Genomic DNA, 9846 nt, shown 5'->3' with positions numbered 1-9846 from the left:
ATTTTTCATAAAATTTAATGGTGGAAAATTTTAGAGTGCTCATGGTAGGAATTTTCGTTTTTAGCAAATTTTGATAAACTATGCTACATAATTGTTGAGGATTAGAAATAGAAAGTGTTATGATATGTGAGGAATGTTTAAGACTTGGTACTAAATAACAGGAGGGTTCGCCATGAAATTAAAAAAACAGGCAAGACAAGAATCAATCAAAAATGAAATTGAACGCAACCCTTTTATTACAGATAATGCTTTAAGCGATAAATTTGCAGTGAGCATTCAAACGATTCGTTTAGACCGTACGCAATTGAATATTCCTGAACTTAGAAAACGTATTAAACATGTAGCTAAAGAAAATCATGATAGAATTCGCTCCATTGATGGCAGTGAAATCATTGGGGATGTAATAAATGTAGAGCCAAATAAGCAAGCTGTGTCGATGATTAATATAGGCGAAGACTCAGTATTTTCGCGGAACTATATTGCTCGAGGCCATGTGTTATTTGCTCAAGCAAATTCCCTGTGTGTTGCATTAATACATAAACCTATTGTTTTAACTAGAGAAAGTAAGGTAACATTTTTAAAACCAGTAAAATTAAATGATGTGGTAACCGCAGAAGCTTATGTTATCAATAATGACCATAAATATTATGAAATTGAAGTAAAATCATACGTAAAAGAGCAACAAGTTTTTGGTGGCACCTTTAAAATGTATTATACAAGTGAGGATGAAGGAAATGGTTAAAATTGCGATTGATATGATGGGTGGAGACGATGCTCCTCAAATCGTGCTTGAAGCTGTAGAACAAGCAGTGAAAGATTTTGAAGATTTAGAAATCATTTTATTTGGAGATGAACAGCAAAATACAATTCAACACGATCGTGTTGATTTTCGCCATTGTAGTGAAGAAATTACGATGGAAGACGAACCCGTACGTGCAATTAAAAAGAAAAAAGATAGCTCAATGGTGCGCATGGCAGAAGCTGTTAAATCAGGTGAAGCTGATGGCTGTGTTTCGGCCGGTAATACAGGTGCTTTAATGTCGGCTGGTTTATTTGTAGTAGGACGTATTAAAGGCGTTTCTAGACCAGCATTAGTATTAACATTACCAACAATTTCTGGTAAAGGTTTCGTATTTATGGATGTAGGTGCTAATGCAGAAGCTAAACCAGAACATCTATTACAATATGCGCAATTAGGTAATATATATGCGCAAAAAATTAGAGGCATTAAACAACCTTCAGTAGGGCTATTAAATATTGGCACAGAAGCTGCAAAAGGGAACTCGTTAACAAAAACTACTTTTAATTTAATGGAATCCCAAAATGAGTTCAATTTTAGTGGTAACGTTGAAGCTAAAAGTTTAATGGAAGATGCAGCTGATGTTGTTGTCACAGATGGGTACACTGGAAATATGATTTTGAAAAATCTCGAAGGTGTAGCTAAAGCTTTTGGTAAAATGTTTAAACAAACGTTACTAAGTAGTTTTAAAAATAAATTGGCAGCATTGGTCTTACGCAAAGATTTAACACAACTAACACAAAAAATGGACTATGCTGAATATGGAGGTTCAGTATTGCTCGGAATTGATGGTATTGTGGTTAAAGCACATGGTAGCTCAAGTGCCAAAGCCTTTTATTCAGCTATTAAACAAGCGAAAATAGCAGGTGAACAAGAGATTGTCAAAACAATGAGAGAAACGGTTGGTGAAGCATAAATGGGTAAAACAGCAATTATTTTTCCAGGTCAGGGATCACAAAAAGTTGGTATGGGTCAAGACTTATACAATGTGGATGATTCTGCTACAAACATCTTAAACCAGGCACAAACTGCTTTAGATTTTGATGTATTAGAAACAATGTTCACAGATTCAGAAGATAAATTGGGCCAAACAGAAAACACACAACCAGCATTATTAACGCATAGTGTAGCGTTACATGCAGCATTAAATGACATTGATGCAGATTTTACTATGGGTCATAGCCTTGGTGAATATTCAAGTTTAGTAGCAAGTGGTGTATTGCAATTCGAAGACGCAGTTAAAATTGTAAGAAAACGTGGCCAGTTAATGTCTGAAGCATTTCCTAATGGTGTAGGTAGTATGGCAGCAGTACTTGGCTTAAATTACGAAGAAGTTGATAAAATTTGTCAGTCATTATCTTCATCTGAAGAGTTAATTGAACCTGCAAATATAAATGCGCCAGGACAAATTGTTGTGTCAGGACATAAATCGTTAATTGACAAGCTTGTAGCTGAAGGAAAAGAACTAGGTGCCAAAAGAGTAATGCCTTTAGCTGTTTCAGGACCATTTCACTCATCTATGATGAACGTGATTGAAGCACAATTTTCAGAGTACATTAATCAATTTGAATGGCACGACGCTGCATTTCCAGTCGTTCAAAATGTCAATGCTAAACCAGCTACAGATGCAGCAACGATTAAACAAAATATGATCCAACAATTATATTCACCAGTACAATTTATCCAATCAACAGAATGGTTAATTGAACAAGGTGTAGATCATTTTATTGAAATTGGTCCTGGTAAAGTATTATCTGGGTTAATTAAAAAAATCAACAGAGATGTTAAATTAACTTCTATTCAAACAATTGATGACGTAAAAGGATGGGTTGAACATGAGTAAAAGTGCATTAGTAACAGGAGCATCTAGAGGTATTGGTCGTAGTATAGCACTACAACTTGCCGAAGAAGGATATAATGTAGCAGTCAATTACGCAGGTAGTAAAGATAAAGCAGATGCAGTTGTTGAAGAAATTAAAGCTAAAAATGTAGATAGTTTTGCAATTCAAGCAAATGTTGCTAACGGTGATGAAGTTAAAGCAATGATTAAAGAAGTTGTGAGTCAATTCGGTTCAGTGGATGTACTAGTAAACAATGCTGGTATTACACGTGATAATTTATTGATGCGTATGAAAGAACAAGAGTGGGACGATGTAATAGATACAAACTTAAAAGGTGTCTTCAATTGTATCCAAAAAGTAACACCTCAGATGTTGAGACAAAAAAGTGGTGCAATCATTAATTTATCAAGCGTTGTTGGTGCTTTAGGTAATCCTGGTCAAGCGAATTATGTAGCAACTAAAGCAGGTGTTATAGGATTGACAAAATCATCTGCACGAGAACTTGCATCTAGAAATATTACAGTTAATGCAGTGGCACCGGGCTTTATAGTTTCTGACATGACTGATGCTTTAAGTGATGAGCTTAAAGATCAAATGTTAGAACAAATCCCATTATCACGTTTTGGTGAAGATACAGATATCGCTAACACAGTAGCATTTTTAGCGTCAGATAAAGCAAAATATATTACTGGACAAACGATACATGTAAATGGTGGCATGTATATGGACTAATATTAGTCCTTTATATATGACATATAAGCTTGTCATTTTGCCCATTGTGTTTCTAAATACTACTTGTATTTCATAGGATAAAATGGGAAAATAAAAAGGTCTATCCTTAGACCTTAAAAGGAGGTGAATCGACGTGGAAAACTTCGACAAAGTAAAAGATATCATCGTTGACCGTTTAGGTGTAGATGCTGACAAAGTTACTGCTGAAGCATCATTTAAAGACGATTTAGGCGCTGACTCACTTGATATTGCTGAATTAGTTATGGAATTAGAAGATGAATTTGGTACTGAAATTCCAGATGAAGAAGCTGAAAAAATCAACACTGTTGGTGACGCTGTTAACTTTATTAACAGTCTTGAAAAATAATAAATTAAAATCTGAGCCACATTTACATGGCTCAGATTTTTTTCGTACAAACATTTATAAACTAAAGTAAGATGTATTTCATTAAATCAAGTATAGAAAGAATCATGAATATCTTAGTTTTCTCTTTAGTTTTGGAAGAAATTAACGTAAAATCTACTGTGTATGACTTATTTATGTTTACTAGGAGGTAGTGTATTGACCAACAACAAAAAGATAGAAATGGTTAAAGATTTTAGAGAGAGATTTCAACACAAGATGACTGAATTAAACCTACAATATAATAATGTCGAATTGTATCAACAAGCATTCTCTCACTCAAGTTTTATAAATGATTTTAATATGAATCGTTTAGAACATAATGAACGTTTAGAATTTTTAGGAGATGCGGTATTAGAATTGACGGTTTCACGTTATTTGTTTGATAAATACCCTGAGTTACCAGAAGGGAATTTAACGAAAATGCGTGCCACAATAGTTTGTGAACCCTCACTTGTAATATTTGCCAAAAAAATACGACTAAATGATTTGATTTTATTAGGTAAAGGCGAAGAAAAAACAGGGGGACGTTTGCGCCCTTCACTTGTTTCCGATGCGTTTGAAGCTTTTGTAGGTGCATTATATCTTGATCAAGGATTGGATTCAGTGTGGTATTTTGCTGAACGGATTATTTTCCCATTTGTTGAAGCTGATGTATTAGATGGTGTCGTAGATTTTAAAACGCAATTCCAAGAGTTTGTACACCAACAAAATAAAGGTGACGTAACGTATCGACTCATTAATGAAGAAGGTCCAGCGCACCACAGGTTATTTACATCTGAAGTTATTTTAGAAGATACAGCTGTAGCTGAAGGAAAAGGTAAAACAAAAAAAGAATCTGAACAAAAAGCAGCTGAAAAAGCATATAAAACAATGAAAAGTAAGTTGTCATTATAAAAGTAACCAACTGAACACTAGGTGAAATTGAAATGACTTATTAAGGAGAATAGCATGGTATATTTAAAGTCGATAGACGCATTTGGTTTTAAGTCATTCGCTGAACATACAAATGTTGAATTTGATGAAGGTGTAACAGCGATTGTAGGCCCAAATGGTAGCGGTAAAAGTAATATAACTGATGCAATTAAATGGGTATTAGGGGAACAATCAGCGAAATCTTTACGTGGCGCAAAAATGGAAGATATTATTTTTTCAGGAGCGGAACATCGTAAAGCACAAAACTATGCAGAAGTAAGATTAAGACTAGACAATCACTCTGGTAAATTGCAAGTTGACCAAGATGAAATAACCGTTACACGTCGTTTATATCGGAGCGGAGAAAGTGAATATTATTTAAATAATGATAGGGCGAGATTGAAAGATATCATTGACCTGTTTTTAGACTCTGGTTTAGGGAAAGAAGCATTTAGTATTATTTCACAAGGTCGTGTAGATGAAATTTTGAATGCCAAACCTATTGACCGTAGACAAATATTAGAAGAGTCAGCAGGTGTGCTCAAATATAAAAAACGTAAAGCCGCGTCAGTTCAAAAACTAGATCAAACTGAAGATAATTTGAACAGAGTAGAAGATATATTATATGACTTAGAAGGCCGAGTAGAACCTTTACGTGAAGAAGCGGCGATTGCGAAAGAATATAAGCATTTAACTAAAGAAATGGAACAAAGTGATGTAATAGTCACGGTACACGATATTGAAAGTTATAACCAAAATATTAATGAATTAGATACAACATTAAATCAACTTAAAAGTAAACAAGAGGCTAAAGAAGCTGAAAAATCACAACATGCACGTACTATCGAAAAAAATAAAGGCGAAAGATACCGATTAGATGAAGTTATCGAGTCGTTAAATCAGCGATTAGTCGATGCAACAGAGGCAGTAGAAAAATATAACGGACAATTAAACGTATTAGAAGAGCGCCAAAAAAACCAATCAGCAACGAATGCAAGATTTGAAGAAGAACAAGCTAATTTAGCAGATCAAATAGCGCAATTAGAAGAAGAAAAAATGCAAGCACAAGATCAGTTGCAAACTTTAGTAACAAAACAGAAAGACTTAACTACTGAAATTAACAAATATGAGTCCCAACTTTATGTAACTGATGAGCAACATGACGAGAAATTAGAAGAAATTAAAGACCAATATTATACGCTCATCTCTGAACAATCAGATGTGAACAATGACATACGGTTTTTAGAACATACCATTCAAGAAAATGAAACAAAACAATCGCGTCTTGATTCAAGATTACTTGATGTCTATGAACAATTGAAAACAATTCAAGCAGATATTACACAAACACAACAAAATTTTGATGAAGCACAAGGCAAGTTGAAAAAAGTTGAACGAGATTTATCGCAGTGTGAGCAACAGCTAACACAAACGAAAGCACAGCAAAAAGAATATGAAGATAAGTTACATCAAGCTTATCGTTACAATGAGAAGTTGAAATCTAGAATTGATAGTTTAGCTACTCAACAAGAAGAATACAGCTTTTTCTTTAATGGTGTAAAACATATTTTAAAAGCAAAAAATGACAAATTAACTGGAATTCATGGTGCAGTAGCTGATGTCATTCAAGTACCATCACAGCTTACAAAAGCGATAGAAACAGCTTTAGGTGCATCGTTGCAACATGTCATCGTAAACTCAGAAAAAGATGGTCGTGCGGCGATACAATACTTAAAGCAACAAGGATTAGGGCGTGCAACATTTTTACCACTTAATGTCATACAACCAAGACACCTTGCTACAGATATTTATCGTACTGCACAACAAGCAACAGGATTTATGTCAGTAGCGGCAGAAGCAATTAACACCGACCAACAATACGAAAAAGTCATTCAAAACCTTTTAGGCAATACGATTATTGTAGACGATTTAAAAAATGCGAACGCATTAGCACGAGATATTAAATATCGTACACGTATCGTGACGCTAGAAGGTGATATTGTTAATCCAGGTGGTTCTATGACTGGTGGCGGTGACAGAAAATCAAAAAGTATATTAGCACAAAAAGATGAGCTAACAACTTTACGTCAGCAACTGTCCGACTATCAACAACAAACCACTACTTTTGAACAACAATATAAAGCGTTGAAAACACAATCTGATGAATTGAGTGAGCAGTATTTTACTTATAGTAAAGACTATAATGAGGTGAAAAAAGTTGCTTATGAATATGAATTGGAATTAGATAAATTACGTAAAAGTGAAGCGCATATTAAAAATGAACACGAAGAATTCGAGTTTGAAAAAAATGATGGTTATCAAAGTGAAACGAGCAAAGCAACGTTACAAAATAAGAAAAAACGTTTGGCCGAAATTACAGAAGCGTTAGCACAACTAGAAAATGATATCGAAGTCTATACTAAGTTATCAAAAGAAGGTAAAGAAAGTGTTACGCAAATGCAGCAGCAATTGCATCAAAAACAATCAGATATGGCTGTAGTCAAAGAAAGACTTAAAGGGCAACGCCAAACTGTTGAACGTATCGACAAGCAGTTACAATCTGCTACGGAACAGCAATCAAAAATTGAAGAACAAATTGCCTTCTTCAACTCTGAAGATATGACGGGTCAAAAAGCATTTGATAATGTACGTAAAAATATAGAACAAAGTAAAGCCGAAAAAGAACAGTTTACGGAACAGCTTAATGATGTAAAAGCGCAACGTGTGACTATCAATGAAGAAATAGAGGCTAACGATATTAAATTGGAAGAAGCTAATAGAGATATTTTATCCATCGAAAATCGTTACCAAGACATCAAAGCTGAACAATCACGACTAGATGTATTAATTAATCACGCAATTGATCATTTATCTGAACAATATCAATTAACATTTGAACGTGCACGAGACTTATATGATAATGAAGAAGAAATCGAAACACTACGTAAAAAAGTTAAATTAACCAAAATGTCAATTGAAGAATTGGGCAATGTTAATTTAAATGCGATTGAACAATTTGAAGAAATTAATGAGCGTTATACATTTTTAAATGAACAACGTACAGATTTAAGAGAAGCAAAAACTACTCTTGAGCAAATTATTACGGAAATGGATCAAGAAGTTAAAGACCGCTTTAAAGAAACATTTCATGCAGTACAAGGTCATTTTGAGGAAGTATTTAAAACTTTATTCGGTGGTGGACAAGCAGAATTAAGATTAACAGATGATGATTATTTAGCAGCAGGTGTCGACATTATAGTCCAACCGCCAGGGAAAAAATTACAGCATTTATCCTTACTAAGTGGTGGAGAGCGTGCGCTAAGTGCGATTGCTTTATTATTTGCAATATTAAAAGTACGTTCAGCACCATTTGTTATACTTGATGAAGTAGAGGCCGCACTAGATGAGGCAAATGTGATTCGCTATGCTAATTATTTAAAAAATCTGTCTGATCAAACACAGTTTATTGTAATTACACATAGAAAAGGCACGATGGAATATTCAGATCGTTTGTATGGTGTTACGATGCAAGAATCAGGTGTGTCTAAATTAGTAAGCGTTAATCTTAATACGATCGATGACGTCATGAAGGAGGAACAGTTATGAGTTTTTTTAAACGATTAAAAGATAAATTTACAGGTTCGGAACAACAAAACGAAACACTTGATGAACAAGAACTACAGCAAGATGAAACACTGGATACTCAAGAACAAACAACTGATGAAACAAAGAAAAAGCCTAAAAAATTAAAAGAAGCTGACTTTGATGAAGATGGTCTAATATCGATTGAAGACTTTGAAGAGATCGAAGCTCAACGTTTAGGTGCGAAATTTAAAGCTGGTTTAGAAAAATCACGACAAAACTTCCAAGAACAATTAAATACTTTAATCGCACGATATCGTAAAGTTGATGAAGATTTCTTCGAAGCTTTAGAAGAAATGCTCATAACTGCTGATGTTGGTTTTAATACAGTAATGGAACTTGTTGATGAGTTACGTGATGAAGCACGAAAACGTAATATCCAAGAAACAGAAGATTTACGTGAAGTAATTGTTGAAAAAATAGTAGAAATTTACCATCAAAATGATGATCAATCTGAATCTATGGATCTACAAGATGGAAGACTTAACGTTATTCTAATGGTTGGTGTTAATGGTGTAGGTAAAACAACAACAATTGGTAAGCTAGCACATCGTTATCAAGCAGAAGGCAAAAAAGTTATGCTTGCTGCTGGAGATACTTTTAGAGCGGGAGCAATTGAGCAACTCAAAGTATGGGGAGAACGTGTTGGTATAGAGGTCGTTAGTCAAGCAGAAGGTTCTGACCCTGCGGCAGTTATGTATGATGCGATTAACGCTGCTAAAAATAAAGATGTAGATATATTAATTTGTGATACAGCTGGTCGTTTGCAAAATAAATCCAATTTAATGAATGAATTGGAAAAAGTAAAAAGAGTCATCGGACGTTCTATTCCAGAAGCACCACACGAAGTATTATTGTGTTTGGATGCTACTACTGGACAAAATGCCTTATCTCAAGCAAAATCATTTAAAGACGTAACTAATGTAACAGGAATAGTATTGACTAAGTTAGATGGAACAGCCAAAGGTGGTATTGTGTTAGCTATACGTAATGAGTTGCACATTCCAGTTAAATATGTCGGATTAGGTGAAAAACTAGATGACTTACAACCGTTTAACCCTGAAAGTTATGTTTATGGCTTATTCGCAGATATGATTGAAGAAAATGTGGAAGAACTACCAGCAGAAGATACTTCTGATGATGTTACCGATGATGAGGGTCAATCACATGACACAAAATGATTTAATTAAAACTATTCGAATGAATTATTTATTTGATTTTTACCAAGCGTTGTTAACTGAAAAACAGCGTAATTACTTGCAAATGTTTTACTTAGAGGATTATTCTTTAAGTGAAATTGCAGATACTTTTAATGTGAGTAGACAAGCTGTTTATGATAATATTAGAAGAACTGGCGATTTAGTTGAAGATTATGAAACTAAATTAGGACTTTATCGTAATTTTGAAAAGCGAAAAGACTTATATGACCAAATTAAACAACACAGTGATAATGCAGAGCGTGTTTTATCATATATTAAACAATTAGAAGAAATTGATGAATAGAGGAGGGATTC

Annotated in this window: 9 protein-coding genes; all 9 read left to right on the top strand. The window is 34.1% G+C overall.

The genetic code is table 11. From position 1 onward, the window contains the following. Positions 1-172 precede the first annotated feature (172 nt). Positions 173-742, top strand: coding sequence for a transcription factor FapR (fapR, locus tag CD036_RS03150; protein ID WP_103387957.1), 570 nt, complete (start codon positions 173-175; stop codon positions 740-742). Next, the gene (plsX, locus tag CD036_RS03145) at positions 735-1715 is read left to right on the top strand and encodes a phosphate acyltransferase PlsX (protein WP_103387956.1); all 981 of its coding nucleotides are present in this window, start codon (positions 735-737) and stop codon (positions 1713-1715) included. The genes fapR and plsX overlap by 8 nt, the downstream gene beginning before the upstream one ends. Beyond that, the gene (gene fabD / locus CD036_RS03140; RefSeq protein ID WP_002510958.1) at positions 1716-2642 is read left to right on the top strand and encodes an ACP S-malonyltransferase; all 927 of its coding nucleotides are present in this window, start codon (positions 1716-1718) and stop codon (positions 2640-2642) included. Next, the gene (gene fabG / locus CD036_RS03135) at positions 2635-3372 is read left to right on the top strand and encodes a 3-oxoacyl-[acyl-carrier-protein] reductase (RefSeq protein WP_021458903.1); all 738 of its coding nucleotides are present in this window, start codon (positions 2635-2637) and stop codon (positions 3370-3372) included. Before fabD ends, fabG begins: the two co-directional genes overlap by 8 nt. A gap of 133 nt (positions 3373-3505) precedes the next feature. Beyond that, the gene (locus CD036_RS03130) at positions 3506-3739 is read left to right on the top strand and encodes an acyl carrier protein (RefSeq protein ID WP_002510960.1); all 234 of its coding nucleotides are present in this window, start codon (positions 3506-3508) and stop codon (positions 3737-3739) included. 219 nt (positions 3740-3958) lie between these two features. After that, positions 3959-4672 carry a ribonuclease III gene (gene rnc / locus CD036_RS03125; protein WP_369946027.1) on the top strand — a complete coding sequence of 238 codons (714 nt, stop codon included), beginning with the start codon at positions 3959-3961 and terminating at the stop codon, positions 4670-4672. Between the two features lie 54 nt (positions 4673-4726). After that, complete coding sequence (gene smc, locus CD036_RS03120; RefSeq protein WP_103387955.1) at positions 4727-8296, top strand: chromosome segregation protein SMC; 3570 nt, start codon at positions 4727-4729, stop codon at positions 8294-8296. Then, positions 8293-9513 carry a signal recognition particle-docking protein FtsY gene (gene ftsY, locus CD036_RS03115; protein ID WP_103387954.1) on the top strand — a complete coding sequence of 407 codons (1221 nt, stop codon included), beginning with the start codon at positions 8293-8295 and terminating at the stop codon, positions 9511-9513. Before smc ends, ftsY begins: the two co-directional genes overlap by 4 nt. After that, positions 9500-9835, top strand: coding sequence for a putative DNA-binding protein (locus CD036_RS03110; RefSeq protein WP_002510964.1), 336 nt, complete (start codon positions 9500-9502; stop codon positions 9833-9835). The genes ftsY and CD036_RS03110 overlap by 14 nt, the downstream gene beginning before the upstream one ends. Positions 9836-9846: the final 11 nt, after the last annotated feature.

Source organism: Staphylococcus arlettae (assembly GCF_002902345.1).
In the GTDB taxonomy this organism is placed as follows: Bacteria; Bacillota; Bacilli; order Staphylococcales; family Staphylococcaceae; genus Staphylococcus; species Staphylococcus arlettae.
The sequence above is the reverse complement of the archived record's forward strand: the minus strand, read 5'-3'. Positions and strand labels throughout refer to the sequence as shown.

Excerpts from the sequence above, each read along its gene's own strand:
- fapR (WP_103387957.1), top strand. The coding sequence starts at position 173 with ATGAAATTAAAAAAACAGGCAAGACAAGAATCAATCAAAAATGAAATT.
- fabG (WP_021458903.1), top strand. The coding sequence starts at position 2,635 with ATGAGTAAAAGTGCATTAGTAACAGGAGCATCTAGAGGTATTGGTCGT.
- plsX (WP_103387956.1), top strand. The coding sequence starts at position 735 with ATGGTTAAAATTGCGATTGATATGATGGGTGGAGACGATGCTCCTCAA.
- rnc (WP_369946027.1), top strand. The coding sequence starts at position 3,959 with ATGGTTAAAGATTTTAGAGAGAGATTTCAACACAAGATGACTGAATTA.
- ftsY (WP_103387954.1), top strand. The coding sequence starts at position 8,293 with ATGAGTTTTTTTAAACGATTAAAAGATAAATTTACAGGTTCGGAACAA.
- smc (WP_103387955.1), top strand. The coding sequence starts at position 4,727 with ATGGTATATTTAAAGTCGATAGACGCATTTGGTTTTAAGTCATTCGCT.
- fabD (WP_002510958.1), top strand. The coding sequence starts at position 1,716 with ATGGGTAAAACAGCAATTATTTTTCCAGGTCAGGGATCACAAAAAGTT.
- CD036_RS03110 (WP_002510964.1), top strand. The coding sequence starts at position 9,500 with ATGACACAAAATGATTTAATTAAAACTATTCGAATGAATTATTTATTT.